The sequence below is a fragment of the Chthonomonas sp. genome, from assembly GCF_035294505.1.
In the GTDB taxonomy this organism is placed as follows: domain Bacteria; phylum Armatimonadota; class Chthonomonadetes; order Chthonomonadales; family Chthonomonadaceae; genus Chthonomonas.
Genome location: NZ_DATGKU010000224.1, coordinates 1 through 15,267 on the forward strand (window position 1 = coordinate 1; position 15,267 = coordinate 15,267).

Genomic DNA, 15,267 nt, shown 5'->3' on the forward strand with positions numbered 1-15,267 from the left:
GCCTTCGGCTCGAAATGACAGTTGTTTATCTCATCTTCGGGTCGAAATGGCAGTCGTGTCGCCGGCTCTTCAATACCGAGGCGCTCATCCTCAGTGGAGATGAAACGTAAAGACCTCTCAGCTTCGCTTCGAGGTGACATGGTTTCCGCGCGCACGTTTCTATGATGGAACCCTAAATTAATCTTGTATTTGTCGAGCGAGCGGCTCTAAGAGCGAGGCTAAATTCTCTGCTTGCTCAATGACATCCCTCGCACTGCGCTGTTTTTTGCGCATGCCACAATGGGCAATGTCGTTGCGTAGCTGCCCTATTCGAGCCCAAGCGTCCATAAGCTCTTTCTTCTCCGCTTCGTCTAAACGCGTCAGATCGACATCCTGTTTTGGCTTTTCATCGGCCTCACTTTGTTTACTGAACTTCCTTACTGAGCTTTCTAACTCATTTGCTATCCTTTCACGCACACCTACGTCGAGAAAAGATTTGCTGCCGCAACGCCAACAGGCCAGCGTTACCACCCATTCCCTGGCAAGAGTGACGGCTTGTACCCACTGTTTCCACCGAATATATTCCCGCAGCAGCTCCCACTGAACCCGCAGATGCGAACGGATGTCGTCGGGCTTCTCCAGATCGTCAGCCCCTACCCCAACGGCAAACGGCTCATAGGCCTGCCTTACGTTTTCGAGAATAGGTACTGCCGGAGGAAGATAGGTACGTACCTCCTTTTCCTTTTCGGCTTCCTCGAGGGCACTCACAAGGTTGTGGGCGGCCGTAGGAACCTCTCGGGCGCGCAAGCTCGCGATTATCTCCGACAAAGTTGTTAGGCTGTTGCCTAATCGCTGCAGCGCTTTCGGTTGCCCCTCCCGCCGTCGCCACAGGGCATTGTGCCGCTCTGTGAAGAGCTTGCCGAGAACCGTTGAATTGCCGGTATTAAGAAACTGATCGGCCGCCGAAGCCCATTCGAGCAGGGTCACAAAGGGAGTGAGGTCGAAGGTTGGGACAAGATCTGAATTTGGTTGTCTCGCCTCGTAAGCCCCGTAGAGAATGTGGAGTAAATTTACCTGCTTCACAATCCGTAGGTAGACCATAGCCAACAGGGCGAGAGCCGGCAACGAGCGGAAGCCGTGCGTGATATCGAGGATAATCTCATCGTCCTCTTGAGGCAGCCCAACGAGCTGTTCAAAGATTTCCCACAGCTCGCTTTCGGAACGCCCGCTCGGAATCGAGACTTCCTGATATTCGATCTGTTGGGCTTTTAACTCTTCCTGGAGGGATACCCAATTTGAGCTATCGCGTGCCTCGTCGGTGAGCAGAACATACAGTCTATCCGGCCTTATCCAATGCGCCACGGCAGCCGGGAATAAGCGGGTGCGATAGGTGCTATCGCCCCATGTATATTCCACCTCGTCATAATTCCCCATACCCAGAAAGCTAATAACAATTGTTGCCATTTTTATCTCCTCGTCCAGATGTGCCATTGCGCGTTGCGATACGACTCGGCCTGCGGCTTCCGGTCGCACAAGGCGTCGTAACTGCCATCGTTGTGCCAGGCGATCTCGCAAACGCGCACCCCGTTGCCACCCTCATCCAGATAGAAGGCGATCCGCGCATTGCGCGGCCCGCGTGGGTAGACCCACAACCCCGAATCGCGCATCTTCTCCGCGCTGCCCTGCCAAAAGGGACGATGGCTAAGCTTTTGCAACAGCGCCTCGATCTCTTGGCGTTTGGAGGGTTCCAGCCGCTCTAAGCGCTCCGAAACCTCTTGGGTGAGGTACACTGGGTCGCCCGGACGCTCCAGGTGTGCGCGATAGGCCTCGTAGTAGGCTTCGCCTGCCGGCGATAGCGCCACATAGATGTGGCCGTCAATCGGCTCGTGGTCGAGAATGAGATCGATTTTACGCCAGCCTAGGTCGGTTTCGCAGTCTATCCCGTGCTGATGCGCGAAGTTCCAAAGCTCCTCCAGCTTGCGCTGGCCGGCGGCCTCAAGCCAGTTCAAAACGGCATCGTATTCCGCTAGCAGCGAGTAGTCCCAGGCGATGGGGGCGGGAGGCATTTGGATGAGGTCGTTAAAGCGTTCGTGCAGGTAGTACACCGGCACATCGAACAAAAGCCCGATGAGGGTGGCATAGGCTATCTCGGCTTTAAAGCCACCGGTGGCGTTGATGTGCACCGCCCGCCCGGCCTCCTGCTCTCGGCGCGTGGTGGAGGCTAACTCGCGCACCAGGTTGCGCAGCCCGGCGGCCTTAAACGCCTCTTGCCGGTACTGCAGTCCCTCAACCCGCCGCGTTTCGGCCTGATAGCCCTGCCCGTCATAGTAGCGTTCAAGCGTTTGGGCGCAGCGCTCCCCGTCCTCGGTGTCGGAGTGAAAGAAGAGGATTTTGGTGTTTTTCGGCGACATCTTTTCAAGCAGCAGCCGCAGCGAGTTGGTCTCGGCACTGGCCTTCTGCTCCCCCTTCTCGCGGATATACTGCAGGCGAACCGGTTGCACGGTCGTCTCCAACTTGTCGCGCTGCATGTTGGTGAGCAACGAGGTGCCCACCGTCACAAGGATGGAATTCATCTTTATCGGCTCCTTTCCTACCGCTCAAAACGAATGTCTTGTATGTCACGAATGTAATTTTTTTCCTTCTTTGCAACCTTCACAGTTGCTCGCGCTTTCCACTTATGCTTCTTAAGCTCTTCTTTGTGCGGTCTCAGCAGTGATTCTATGTTCTTCTTATCATTTGCATGAGTAACCGCAGTCCCGTAATCTGAAGCTTTTACTTCCGCCTCAAGGGTACTAGGGTTCACGCTAATTTCGACATCCTTCCACTCTTCCAACTCCTCAGCTGAAGAGGTTTTAGAACCGCCTACCCTCTCTACCTCGAACCGCCCATAGCCGGCGTTCGTTTTTGCGCCGATGCCGAGGTTCTCACCGCCCCACTTCAGCAGCGACTCCACAAAGGCCGCCCATTGCGGACTGGCGCTGGGCATCTCAAACAGAAAATAGAAGCATGCCCCCGGCCTCACCACCAAGAAGGGCACCGGAACCGGGTCGTCGAAATCGGTGGGCCACTTGCTTTCTTGGGTTTGATAGTAGGCTGGATGGTGCGTGGTCACCACATCGCGATGGAACGGGTAACCGCCTACCGAATTGGGGTCGTACCAGGCGTCGTGAAAAACAAAGGCCGAAGCGATGCTGGTATCCCCAAACAGGTCTTGACACTGCTCTTTGGATAGGCTTGCAACCCGCCGTGCCACCCTATGGCACAGCCCTTTTAGGGCGCTGCCCGGCACAATGGGCATGCCATAGGTGTGATGGAACGTGAAGCCCACCTCGATGGGCGACTCGTTGCCCAGCCCAATGGCCAGCGGGGTCTCGAATCTTAATGTGATCTCCAGCTTCTGGCCTGTTGCAGCCTGTTTCCACCGATCAAACGCTGCCTTATAGGCTTCGGAGGCTTTCACCTTGCAGATGCAGTCTAGCAGGTCTTCTCTCGCCTTCACATCATCCTGTTTTTTTAAATAGCGGTGCAGCAACAGGCCGGCGTGAGCGCCCTGCTCTATCTGAAGCGGTAACAGCGCATACCGGACAGCCACAGATTCCCCATTATCTGGCACTGTTTTCCTCCTTCGCCTCATTGGCGCTTGTTACATCGAGAATAGAGACCGCAAACTGCTTGAAGTAGACCCATGCCGAGAGAACGCGACGTGTGTAGAACATATATTGAGAGGCATCGGCGTCGGCAACTTGCTTGCATAGCTCCTGTGCTTCTTGAGGTAGGTTGAGAACCCTGCCCACATGTTGCAGCAGCAGCGCATGCGCCCTCTGGCGGGCGCCCTCCTCTCCCGCCTTCGCTTTCGCTGCCGAGAACGCGAGGGCCTGGCACAGGCCGCAGGTGCGCACTAACACAGGGAACTGATGGCACAGCCCGCCGTAGATTGTGTGTACAGACTCTTCTTCCTTCTCAGACACCTCGGTGACCAGCTCTTCCGCCAGTAGCATGTCTTCCTGAGCGCGTGTTCTAAGCGTCATTGCTGCACCCCCACACGATAGAACGACAGATTCCTCGCCCCACCGAGGCCTTCCCCCCCACCTGTATCTTCGTGATTTTAGAGAGAACGCCTTCCGCCTCTTTCGCATCGTCCTCTTTGCCTGTCCACATCACGATGCCGCAGAAGATCGATTCGGCGGGCACGGCCTCCTCGTACCACAGGCCGCCGCTTTGTACCGTTTTCGTGTCATCCTGCAGCTTCACCCGAGCGGTTACCTCGGTGGCCGTTTCACAGAGAAAGGTGAAAATGTCGTCGGGTACCACGGCAAAGCGCTCGGTGAAGAGCGACTCCTGCCCAGGGAAGAGGAGGCCGGCCAACTCTTGCGCAACGTTCTCCGCATCCCCAGAAGCCTTGCCTTCTATATCAATGTCCTCGAAATAGAGTTTCTGCTTCTCTTTGTCCGCGATTTCGCTCTTCGTAGGGATGAGGGCGGAGCCGTTCGTGTTCAGGGGCTTCTCCAGCGACGGCAGAAGGTCGAGGCCGGCGACCGAGAGATCGCGTTTCAGACGGCTCAGCACCAGCGGACTGGTGACGTAGGCGAAGGTGCCGTAGAAGCTCCGCACGGCCAGGCACAGCAGGCGCTGGTCGCCGAAGCAGAGCAGCCCGGCAGAGCCGTCTTCGCCGTTCTTATTGGGCTTGCCAAATAGCTTATCTACCGTGCTCTCATCTACGAGCTGTGCAGCCTCATCTCGAAAAACGCCTTTGATTCCGCTGGCCGGCAACACCGGCCAACCGGTCGCCTTTTCGCGAGCGATAGGCAGGTCAATAACCCCCACAGCCTGGCCGGTTCCCGAATGCAAGGGGGTTAAAGCATGTAAGAACAAAGCCCAAGCGGTCATCTTCTATCCTCCTTAGTCTTCATCGTTCCAAGCGCCCCAAAGGGCGAGACCGTAGCCATCGTTTTGATCGCGCTCTTTATCGGAAACGGGCTTTAGCCAAAGCTTCTCGCCCAGCGTTTTGGGGTCGCCTTGTTCAACATTAAAGAAGTAGACCGAGCCGGCCGGGACTAACCAACGCACCTGCTTGGAGCGCTGATGGCGATACTCCCATCCGCTCACCGCCAACCGCCGTTTCACGGCCGCCCCCTTCAGGCGCAGCACAATATCGCATGCGCCCGGCGGCGAGCCAACCAACTCATCGTTTAGCCATCCTGGTCGCCAGCCGTCCTTGAATATCGCGGGAGTGGCCAACACCATCCGCACCTGTCGGGTTTGCCGCAGCGCCTCTTTAATGGGGTTCGTACAGGTGTCCGGCCACTTTTTGGGCGCATCCGTTATGGCGGCAAGGCGACGCTCTCCCCCCAATGTGTGAACGGTGCAGAGGTTCTCTTCTTGAGGTACCTCTGCAGCTACCAAAAACGACCAGCTTTCGCACTCCTTACCGTTGTCGCGCAGCCGCTCATAGGCCACCATTTGGGTCGAGTAGAGCATGCCCTCTTTGGCCATCAAGGTGTTCGGGTCTATGGCCACGTGGAGGCGCGTTTCGCGGGGAAAGTCGCCGATGTCTTCTGGCAGAAAGTCCGCAGGCGTATTGTTGGCAAGCCACAGAAACATATCTCTGGCCGTCCAGTAGACATAACCCGGAGCGGGCTTGCCATCCTCTGTCGCCTTGAGGGGCAAAAGGCCGGGCGGCAGATCGCAGCCTCCCTTCTGCGGTTCAAAAGGCCGTAGGGTCATCAGCCTCTTTTCCTCTCCGTCCAACACCACCGCGTCGGCGGGGGCAGGAAAGCAGACGGTCTCGTTTTTCAGCAGCAGCGGCCCGGCAACACGAATGCCTCGTACGGCTGCGACATCATCGGGGGTGGTCCAAGAGCATCCGCGCAGTTGTCCGATCAGCGTACGCAGAAAGCCGGCAAGGGTGCCGGGCATCGGGAGGGAGAGCGAGGTGGCATCCAGGGCGCCCTCATCGGTGCTGAAGGGGCGACCGTCACGCAGCAGCAGCGGCTCGATGGGCGAAATTTGAAAGGCTCGCATCTTTTTCAACTCCTTGTCAGGAAATGGGCGATGGCCAAGCGGTCGGCAAGGGTCTTTAAATCGTGCACGCATTGAATCTGATTGATCGCGGCTCCGATGCTCTGCCGTGCCGTACCGCTTGTATCTTTTTTGCGATCCAGAATGCGCTGCGCCTCCTTTTGTAAGCGTGTGGAGAGGCGAGGATGCGACTGCTCGCTCTCCCACTGCCGGGCGAGCTGCTGCAGCTCATAGGGAAATCCGCGGGCAAGTCCGTGGCGCAAGGCATTTTTGGAGTTCTGCCAGTCGGTGCATGGGCTTTTACCCCACGAATCTACCACCGTGATGGGAGACCCGCTGCGCGGATGCGCGGAGATGGCCAAGGCGTTTCGGTATTTCTTGGCCGCCTTCTCGGCGTTGCGGGCGGCTTCTAGGGCGATGCTAAGCGGCTCCATGCGATGGCATATCGCGATGCCCATGGAGAGCGTGCCCAAATTATTCGGCAGGTTGAGACTTTGTAGCTGTTGGCGAAACGCTTGGTTTAGCTCGTCTGCGCACTCGATAACCGTCTCTAGCGGCAGGAGCGCCAGCACGTCGTCCCCGCCGGTATAGATGCAATAGCCACCATGTTGGTCAACGATATCCCTTGCCTGTTTGGCAAACTGCGCGAGTTGTTGCGAGAAAGTGCGATGCGCCTCAGGATTGCCCAGTGTGCTGAGGATTTGGCCCATGCGGTCGCCATCGGCGGCAAGGATGGCGTAGTAGGGGAACACTTCGCCGATATGCAACTCTTGCAGAAAATCAGAACGCAGTTTAAGCGCCTCTCCTTTTTGTTCCTCCGTGAGTTCCTCCTCCTCCAGCCGATTGGCGAACACTATGGCGCTCGGCTCTATGCGGTGCTTGTTAGCGAAATCTTTCAGTTGCCCCAAGCTGGGAATAGGGTTGGCGGAGCCTTCCAGACGCAGCTCCAGCGAGCGGAACGCCATCTCGGAGGTGGAGGGGACGTGTGATCGTCGCCCCGGTGCCGAGCTATTGAGGAAGCAACTATCGAGGATTTCGGGATGCATTCCCGCATAGCGTTTCAGCACGGAGATGGCGTCGAGGTATTCGCTCTCTTTGAGCTGTAAATACGGCTTCAGTTTCTTATGGTCTAGAATAACCGTGTCGCGCGAGGGGTCGAGAGGGCTTTTAAAGCGCTCGGGAAAGCTGAGGGGCTGTTTAAAATTGCGCAGGGCCTTACGCCCGGCCAGCAGGCGCTCCAGCTCTTGGCGGATTTCGGGGTAGTTTGCCTTATCGTCCAGCGGCATCCAGGCGGCGTAGAACTCCAAAAAGTTTTTGACCTGGTTGTTGGCAAGCTCTTCATCAATCGTTCCCGCCAGCAGTTGGTTCAGCACCGCTTGCCAGCACTCCATAAGCTTGCGTTTAAGATGCTTTCGGCACTCCCGCGCCACCGTTTTGGGGTCTTGATTTTCATGGAGGAGAACGAGGATTTTATTGGCCCCACCCTCCGCAGCGCTCGATGGGAAGATAAGCTCGCCGTCACGGCCCACATAGTTTGCGGCTTCGCAGGCGAGGCACTGCAGCAGGTTCGATCCGGCCTGAAGGTCGGCCGTTTTCCGCGCCGCCGCAATAAACTCCTGCACCGGCCCGATAGAGATCGTCAGCAGATTACGCATTGTGGTTAGCCTCCTCTCTGTTCAAAGCGGATAGACACTAGATTTGTCAAAAAACTTTTTTGCCGCTTCGATCACGCCTGCATAGACATCGCTTACACCGAGCGCTCTTAAGAGCGGCTCTTCGCTTGGAGTGGGCATCCGCACCGTAACAGATGCGTCTACGCTCTTTCGCCTATTTTGATCGAGAAGCTGGCCAGTTGCTTTTAGTTTTTGTGGCCGACCTGTGGATAGCACAAGAACACAAGGGCAGAACTGTCCATCGGATAAAGCAATAGGTTTGAGAATGAGCGGCGAGGCCATACGTTCCGACCCTTCCGGCACTAAATCCCCAATAAAACCTTGCGTGGCATTACGAAGCGTAGGCGTTTCCTGATAAATGATAGGCATTCCTAGAAAGGGTTTAACGAGGGGAAGCGCGTTATTACTCAGCAGAGCAGAAAGGCGAGAAAAGTCTTGCCACAAACCCTTGCCGTAGAGGGCATTTCTGCGTCCGGTATTACTTCCAGAAGCACTTACTAGCCCCTTGCGAAAATTTCGCCAAAACTGAGCCAACATCTCCCAAACTTGCACAGCGTCCCGATTGGCGGCTCCCAAAACGCACCTAGCGCCCAGCAGAATCGGAATGTCCGTTGACGATCTCTGCTCGGCAACGCTCGGTAGTAGCTTTTTAAGCCAGTTCGCTCGTTCAGAAGGATTGGCCGGCATACACCACTTAGCCGCATTCTCTGTCACCGTCAACGCCCCGCAGCCACGGCGGGTACGCGCCCCAATGCCGCCAAAGGCGATCCAGGCTTTGAGAGTGCGCTCGACCTCGTCCTGATATTTCGTCAGGAAGTCGAGCGTGAGGGTAAAAGCGATGTCTGCATATCCTTCTCCCTCCTGAGGCCGCTGATTGTTCTTCTGGAAAGGAAAGAGAAAGTAGGTTAAAGCACTATTATTACGAGTCCATTGCGAATAGGTTTTTGACTTGCCATTTGAAGTCACGACCACCTTCAGAGAGATGGCAGCCGGTTTTTCCGTGCTGCCCCAACGGGCTTTCTCGGCTTTAAACAGCTCATTGGAGGTCGTGTATTCGGCTCCGTAGAGGGCACGCCACCAAAAGCGCAGATGCCCACGAACTGTGGCCGCACGTATGCGGCAGACATCGTCCACTTCACCGGCCTTGTAGCCGCCGCCGAACATCGGGGTGATCAGTTTTAAGGAGAGGGTAAGCGACTCTTGATGAGCACCGGAGGGCGTCTGAGGCCATGTCGGCGGGTCTGCAGATTTGATAGGGCGCATAAAGCGCATCTCCTTTCTTCTGAATTCTTAAAAGGCATTTCCGCGCTGCCTGTTAATTAATGCAGTGGAGATGGGCAAAACCGGAAAAATAGGGTATCAATAGGTTCGGTTTCTGCCCGTCCGATTCCTTCTTTTTTTGCAAACGCAATTGCCTTTTTATGAGTCAATTTTAAGAGGCAATGTTTTGCTCTTTTGGGGTAAGCGCTGTTTGAGAGCGATGTCTTGATGGCCGCAAACTTCCGAAAGCGCAGCGTCTCCACGCGCCCACGTCCGATTGTCTTAACATTCTCTTAATCTTCCGCTGTCACAATAGATTGCAGTGCCTCTCCACGCGGGCGGCTGTTTATCCGCGATGGAGAGGCCATAGCAAGCTCCCCATGCCTTCGTGCGCGTTTTTCCTTTTCCCGGCTCAAAGGGTTCCGCAGCGCAGGGCGTTCCACACGAGGGAGCGATTTTCCATTTCGTTTTATTTCTAGGAGAGAGTACCTATCGTGAAACAGACACCCCTTATGGGGGCCGGCTTGTTGTCGGCCCTTTTGGCGGTCGGGCCATTGGCGCCCGCTCAGACCGTCCCTTCCTTCTCTTTTCAGCCCGAATGGCGGATTCGGCACGACGGCTCGCAAGCCGATGCCCCCTCCATTGGCAGCACCTCGGCGCCACAAGAGTGGCTCAGCCGGTTGCGGCTGGGCTTCGGATGGCACGACGCCTCCGGCCTAAGCCTGTTTGTGCAACCGCAGCACCGTCAAAGCGAACAGCTGGCGGGCAGCCACTGGCGGGTTCAGAGCGTGGTGGAGCTGTATCAGGGCTATGTGGAGAAACGCTACGGCCCTTGGAGCGTGCGCGTGGGGCGCCAGATTCTGGCCTACGGCGTGCACCGTCTTCTTGATGATGACAACTGGAACAACATCTCGCGCTCTTTCGATGCCCTACGGCTACGCTACGAACGGCACGGCGCCGACACCGACCTGTTTGTGGGGCGGGTAGGCGTGGCCGACGGCAAGCCGATTCGCCCGATGCTCACCGGCCTCTATTCCACCCTCCCCTTAGGCCAACAAAACACCACCGATCTCTACCTGCTCTATGTGCACGACCATAAGGCCGGCAACAACTTCGGCTTATGGACGGTAGGCACGCGCCCTGTGGTGCACCTTGTTCGGCGTACGGAGGCCTCGGTGGAAACGGCATTCCAGTTCGGCAGCAACGGCAGCAAAGCGGTAACGGCTTGGGCCTACGGAGCGACCCTAAGCACCGTGTTCCCCGGTAAGGCCGGCCTACGCCTTCTGCTTGAACGCGACTTTGCCAGTGGCGGCGACCCCACCAACCCGCATCACACCAACACGTTCGACCCGCTGTTCGGCTCAAGCCATGCCTTCTTCGGCTCGCTGATCTACGACAGCTGGCGCAACGTGCGGCAGTGGCGGGTTATGCTGAGCGGGGCGCCCGCGCGGCGTTGGGAACTTTCGATAGACGCGCATTTTTTGGCGCTTGCCGATGCGCGCGACTACTGGTATGCCGGTGGGCCGGTGAAAGGGGCCAATGGCCAACCGCTGCGCAGCCCCAATGGAGCGGCCGGGCGGGAGATCGGCACGGATGTAGACCTCATTGCAACCTATCACCTCTCGAAGACGTTGGGCCTCGAAATGGGCTATAGCCACTTCTTTCCGGGGCACTTTGTGCGAACGCTCGCCCCTGCGCTGGCCCATGAGGTGAACTGGTTCTATTTGCAGCCTACCTGGCGGTTCTAAAAGGAAAACAGGGCGGCAAGAGGGCCTTATGCCGCCCTGTATCTCCCGACTTCACCCCCAGGTGCGCGGTTCCATGGGGAAAGCTCTATGTGAAGTTCGGGTAACGAGAGAGACGCCCGTTTCCAAAGCCCTTAGCGGTTTTTGGAGGCCTCACTTCCGGGGTTGAGGCCACGGGCGTGGGCCTGCAGCTGCCCAATGCGCCGGAAGCGTCGCCGATAGTGAACCACACGGGCCCCTTCCGGCAGCACATCCGGCTCGCGAATCTCCAAAATGGCGCCGCTTTCGAGGTCTTCATAAACCCCCGGCTCAACCACCTCGCCCGAGACGAACTCTTCTTCTCTGTTGGTGACAAGCAGGTTGGACATCCGTTTTATGTCTCCTTCCGTTCACGCGAGCATCTGGTTTGATGTTCGCAGGAGGTTCTCCAATTGCAGAGAACGCTTCCCCTATATATTATTACCCAAATCAAGCCCAAAAAGTAGCCATTTGGGCAAAATTTTGTAAAAATTTCTTTTTGTGGCGAAATTATGCAAAAATTAGCAAATTTCCGAAGCGACACTTTTTCGCGTCCCCGCCCGTCCTTTTCTACGAAACCTCACGTTCAGAAAGGGAACACCTATGGTAACCACACCCATTGAAACCAACAGCAGCCTGAAGGCCCTCTGCCCTCGTAAAGACCTCTTTTCCGCCGTTCAAGCCGTCGCCCATGCGGTGAGCGGACGCAGCCCCTTGCCCATCCTGAGCCACATCCTTATCCGTTCGGAGGAGAACGGACTGCGCCTTGTGGCCACCGACCTGGAACTGGGCATCTCCTGCCGCGTCGCCGCCACCGTGCAGGAGCCTGGGGCGCTCACGGCGCCGGCACGCACCTTGGCCGAAGTCTTAGGCAACCTGCCCGATAAGAGCGATGTGGCCCTCTCGGTAGACCGCAGCCACACCGTGCGCCTGCACTGCGAGCGCTCCGACTACAAAATTCTCGGGCTGCCGGCCGAGGAGTACCCTCAGCTGCCGGAGGTGGCCGACGCCGTCTCCTTCGCCGTGCCGCAAGCCGTTCTGAAAGAGATGATTCGAAAAACCATTTTCGCCGTCTCCTCCGATGAAGGGCGTGCCATCCTCACCGGCATTCTTATGGTGGTGGAAGAGAACGCGCTGCATCTAGTCTCCACCGATACGCATCGCCTCGCCCTCTGCACGGTAGCCCTTAACAATGTGCGCGGCACCCAGAACGCGGTGGTGCCCGCACGCACCATGAACGAGCTTCTGCGCCTGCTTACCGACGGTGAGGGGGATGTGAACGTTACCATCTCCTCGAACCAGGTGCGCTTCCTGCTGCCCGGCGAGGACGATGTGCAGATCGTTTCCCGGCTTATCGAAGGCCAGTTCCCGCCCTACCAGCGCGTTATTCCCTCCGAGTACCGCCGCCGCCTCTCCATTCCCACCCAGCCGTTCCTTCAGGCGGTAAAACGCGCCTCCATCGTCGCGCGCGACAGCGCCAGCGCCCACCGCATTATTCTGCGTACCGACGAAGATAAGCTGGTGCTTACGGCCGAAAACCAGATCGTCGGCAGCGCCTATGAGGAGCTGGAGGTGCTGCGAGAAGGGGACGATGTGGAGGTGGCCTTCAATGCACGCTACCTGCTGGATGTGCTCTCTGTGATCGAGGAGGAGGGGGTTACGCTCGACCTCACCGAGCCGCTGAAGCCGGGGGTCATTCGCCCCATTGCCCAGGGAAATGACGAGGAGAATAAAGGGTTCGGCCTCGACTACCTTTGCGTGCTGATGCCCATGCAGATCGCCTAAGGTAACTGCTTAGGGCCATCGGTGTTAGGCTCGCCTGGCGAAGTGATGCGCCTCTACCTCGTTATGAGGTAGAGGCGCTGTGTTTCCTACAACCGACTCCGCATTAAAACGCCTGGTGCTCGCCGTATAGCTCGTGACCTTCAAAAGGACGTATGGTGTCCTCGAAACGGTGCCACTTTGCATGGCCATCGGCATAGACGAAGTTGCTTCCCCCGTTATGCCGATTGTAGGCGATGGCGATGGGGTTGGTCGGGTCGTTAAGCCCGTTGGGCGCAAGGATCTCGCCTAACCACGGGTGGTAGTGAACGTCGCAAAAAGTGTCGCGCCGCTCACTGATGTAGATGGAACGCGAGGGGTCCGGCAGCTGCGCCAAAGTGGCACCGAATAGATAGTAGGCGTTGAGCACATAGCTGGTGAGCGGACCCGGCGGCGGAGCAGGCGGATCGGTGTTTTTGCAGTTGCCGTTCGCATCTAAAAGCTCCTGCCCATGAGGGTCGGGATCGGAGGGACACGTGTAGATGCCCACCTTGTTGGAATCGTGCCCGCTAACGTAGGGCAGAATCTTATCGAACGGCGAACCGTAGTCTATGGTCTCCAACTGCCCCTGACTGTCGTCTACTACCGGGTTGCTTGTGGAGGGATGCTCCTGAGGGAACTTCTCATCCCAATCCTGCAGATACATCGAGAGCGCCAACCCGATTTGCCTGCAGTTCGATAGGCAGGCGATGGCGCGCGCCTTCTCTCGGGCCTGTGCGAACACAGGGAAGAGAATGGCTGCGAGAATAGCGATTATCGCTATTACGACAAGCAACTCTATAAGCGTGAACGCAGACGTACGCTTGATCATAATAACCTCCTCGAAAGATCGTTGTCTCTTGTCTCACTCCCCACCAGCTCCGACGAGCCGGTGATCGGCACAGCGCTCCCCGAAGCTTTCGGTCGCTTCAGAAGAGGAGCCTATGCCGATGGAAGGGAAGAGAGCGTTCGAGGAGGGGGAGGGGATGGAGCGGGAACGAAAGAGGCAGGCCACAACGGTCGTAGGCTAAGGCTTAGGGAGACTGCGGCCTCAGGGGCCGATGCCACAGAGCGCGCCGGCGGTAAATAGGGCAGCTTTTGGTTAACCGAGAGCAGCAGGGCGTGCTGCTTACCGGAAGGCGCATGCAGACAAGGGCAGAACGCCGTGCCTCCCTGTGCTCCGGTGTGGCAACAGCAGCACATTTTGCCGTTGGCAAGAGCGGTTCGGCAACAGGGCATATCGCACGGCATGGCCATGGGCGATGCAGGACGAGGTGTGGGGCGCAGCTCGATCCGCAGGCCCCATACCTCGCTGATCAAGAAACAGAGGATAAGAAGTGCTGCGGTTCCACGAAACACCGCTCTTGTCTCCTTCTCCCTCTATTATACGATCTATTCCGCAGCGCTATCCTGTGGGCTGCTCGTTGAAGCCGAGCTGGGTTCGGTTGCCCGCCCGATTGTCCACGATAAGCCCGTTGTGGGCCTGGTTGCCGATGAAGATGGCCGACTTCACCTGCTCTCCGATAATGGCAGCGGTTTTAGGCTGCATAAAGGTGCATCCTTGCACGATCACCTTGCCCGCATCGATCTGAAGGGCGGTGGAAGTCCAGTCCACGAAATGGCAGGCGGAGGCCGTAAACTGGGAGTCTGGGCCGCGTTGCCAGACGATCCGTTCAATCGGCCCCCAGAACGCGCAGTTATTTAGGCTCACTTTAGAGGCGACCTTCTCGCCTATCTCCACGCACACGGCCGAGGTGCTGGTCCAGCGCCCCACAAACTCGCCGTTTGTGATGAGCAGACCGTAGGGCTGGGCCTGCTCCACCAAAATATCGCGCTCACACGAGTCGGAGCCGATGCCTAAAAAGTTGCCGTTACAAGCTCCGGCCTTCGACTCGGAGAACTTATACCCGACCCCATAGCCGAAACAGAAGGTGTTTAACACGTACTGCCAGTCGGTGCGTGCGAACTCGTAGGCGACGGCGTTGGTGTTGACCCACTTGCAGAAGGGGTCTTTGGGGTCAAAGTTCACCCCGAAAGGCCAGAAGTGACAGTTCTCCACGCGGCCTATATCGTAGCAAGCATCCACATAGAGGCCGCGCCAGTGCGGGTAGCCGTAGACGTTGCGCACGTAGTGCCTATGCGCCTCCTGTAGCCGAATGGCCTCATAGGTATTGAGGAAGCAGCAGTCCATAATCGCGACATCCTCCACTCCCCCTTCGGCCAGCACAGTTGGCGGGTAGGGAACGGGCGGCACGTCGGTCTGCTTCCATTCGGGATAGGTGATGATAACGCCGGCAAGGGCTGCCATCTGGCCGGCGAGACGAATGAAAGGCGGATCGGTTGGGTTGCCACGGCCTGCATAGGCCAGCAGAACGGTGCCGTAAAGCTGGGGATAGGGATCGTGGCGTGCACAAGGTGCAGCGCGAAAAGTCCCTTGCAAGGTAACCCCTCCGGGGATGGAGAGGTGCCCATTAATGCGATACTGCCCTGCCGGCAAGCTTACGATGCCACCGCCGGCCTTGCCTGCCGCGTCGAGGGCCTTTTGCAGGGCTTCTGTGTCGTCGTGGTGGCCATCGCCGCGAACCCCGAACTGCCGCGCGTCGAAATGGGCGCTGTTGCCCCCCGGTGCCGCCTCGCTCTGCGCCGTGGAACCGGCCAATAAGCCGGCACCGGCGGCCAGCGCCGTGCTTTTTATCAGGCGTCGCCGCACATCGTCATGCTTTTTCATAAGCCCTCCTCGCCGAACATCTTCGCATGGAGGAACGCAGCCCCTT

The 15,267-nt window shown here is 57.6% G+C and carries 14 protein-coding genes; 2 read left to right on the forward strand and 12 right to left on the reverse strand.

Annotation, left to right across the window (positions count from 1 at the left end; all coding sequences use genetic code 11):
- Window positions 1-177: 177 nt before the first annotated feature.
- From csx2 to cmr1, 8 genes are read right to left on the reverse strand one after another with little or no spacing between them, the layout of a single operon-like run.
- On the reverse strand, window positions 178-1,443 hold the full coding sequence (gene csx2 / locus VKV18_RS13635; RefSeq protein ID WP_324204737.1) for a TIGR02221 family CRISPR-associated protein: 1,266 nt from the start codon (window positions 1,441-1,443) through the stop codon (window positions 178-180).
- A 2-nt stretch (window positions 1,444-1,445) separates the two neighbouring features.
- A complete protein-coding gene (locus tag VKV18_RS13640; RefSeq protein WP_324204738.1) occupies window positions 1,446-2,552 on the reverse strand; it encodes a putative CRISPR-associated protein in 1,107 nt (368 codons plus the stop codon).
- Window positions 2,553-2,569: 17 nt separating this feature from the next.
- The gene (gene cmr6 / locus VKV18_RS13645) at window positions 2,570-3,592 is read right to left on the reverse strand and encodes a type III-B CRISPR module RAMP protein Cmr6 (protein WP_324204739.1); all 1,023 of its coding nucleotides are present in this window, start codon (window positions 3,590-3,592) and stop codon (window positions 2,570-2,572) included.
- Window positions 3,582-4,007, reverse strand: coding sequence for a type III-B CRISPR module-associated protein Cmr5 (gene cmr5 / locus VKV18_RS13650; RefSeq protein ID WP_324204740.1), 426 nt, complete (start codon window positions 4,005-4,007; stop codon window positions 3,582-3,584). The genes cmr6 and cmr5 overlap by 11 nt, the downstream gene beginning before the upstream one ends.
- Window positions 3,997-4,866, reverse strand: a complete 870-nt coding sequence (cmr4, locus tag VKV18_RS13655; protein WP_324204741.1) for a type III-B CRISPR module RAMP protein Cmr4 — start codon at window positions 4,864-4,866, stop codon at window positions 3,997-3,999. The genes cmr5 and cmr4 overlap by 11 nt, the downstream gene beginning before the upstream one ends.
- A gap of 12 nt (window positions 4,867-4,878) precedes the next feature.
- Window positions 4,879-6,000: a type III-B CRISPR module-associated protein Cmr3 gene (gene cmr3, locus VKV18_RS13660; protein ID WP_324204742.1), complete on the reverse strand. Its 1,122-nt coding sequence runs from the start codon at window positions 5,998-6,000 to the stop codon at window positions 4,879-4,881.
- Window positions 6,001-6,005: 5 nt separating this feature from the next.
- Window positions 6,006-7,652, reverse strand: coding sequence for a type III-B CRISPR-associated protein Cas10/Cmr2 (gene cas10 / locus VKV18_RS13665; protein ID WP_324204743.1), 1,647 nt, complete (start codon window positions 7,650-7,652; stop codon window positions 6,006-6,008).
- A 21-nt stretch (window positions 7,653-7,673) separates the two neighbouring features.
- Entirely contained in the window at window positions 7,674-8,933 is a 1,260-nt protein-coding gene (gene cmr1, locus VKV18_RS13670; protein WP_324204744.1) for a type III-B CRISPR module RAMP protein Cmr1, read from the reverse strand.
- A gap of 491 nt (window positions 8,934-9,424) precedes the next feature.
- On the opposite strand from cmr1, the gene VKV18_RS13675 reads away from it, so the two are divergent.
- Window positions 9,425-10,678 (forward strand): alginate export family protein, encoded by a 1,254-nt coding sequence (locus VKV18_RS13675; protein WP_324204745.1) that lies wholly within the window; start codon window positions 9,425-9,427, stop codon window positions 10,676-10,678.
- 131 nt (window positions 10,679-10,809) lie between these two features.
- Here the strand turns inward: VKV18_RS13675 and VKV18_RS13680 are convergent, their stop codons facing one another.
- Entirely contained in the window at window positions 10,810-11,043 is a 234-nt protein-coding gene (locus VKV18_RS13680) for a hypothetical protein (protein ID WP_324204746.1), read from the reverse strand.
- 253 nt (window positions 11,044-11,296) lie between these two features.
- Here VKV18_RS13680 and dnaN point away from each other — a divergent pair, with 253 nt between their 5' ends.
- Window positions 11,297-12,478 (forward strand): DNA polymerase III subunit beta, encoded by a 1,182-nt coding sequence (gene dnaN, locus VKV18_RS13685; protein ID WP_324204747.1) that lies wholly within the window; start codon window positions 11,297-11,299, stop codon window positions 12,476-12,478.
- Between the two features lie 103 nt (window positions 12,479-12,581).
- Here dnaN and VKV18_RS13690 read toward each other — a convergent pair whose 3' ends face one another.
- The 3 genes from VKV18_RS13690 to VKV18_RS13700 all read right to left on the reverse strand — a co-directional run bounded on the left by VKV18_RS13690 (window position 12,582) and on the right by VKV18_RS13700 (window position 15,221).
- The gene (locus VKV18_RS13690) at window positions 12,582-13,325 is read right to left on the reverse strand and encodes a DUF1559 domain-containing protein (RefSeq protein ID WP_324204748.1); all 744 of its coding nucleotides are present in this window, start codon (window positions 13,323-13,325) and stop codon (window positions 12,582-12,584) included.
- A 110-nt stretch (window positions 13,326-13,435) separates the two neighbouring features.
- Window positions 13,436-13,852 carry a hypothetical protein gene (locus VKV18_RS13695; protein WP_324204749.1) on the reverse strand — a complete coding sequence of 139 codons (417 nt, stop codon included), beginning with the start codon at window positions 13,850-13,852 and terminating at the stop codon, window positions 13,436-13,438.
- A 46-nt stretch (window positions 13,853-13,898) separates the two neighbouring features.
- Window positions 13,899-15,221 carry a glycosyl hydrolase family 28-related protein gene (locus tag VKV18_RS13700; protein ID WP_324204750.1) on the reverse strand — a complete coding sequence of 441 codons (1,323 nt, stop codon included), beginning with the start codon at window positions 15,219-15,221 and terminating at the stop codon, window positions 13,899-13,901.
- Window positions 15,222-15,267 lie beyond the last annotated feature (46 nt).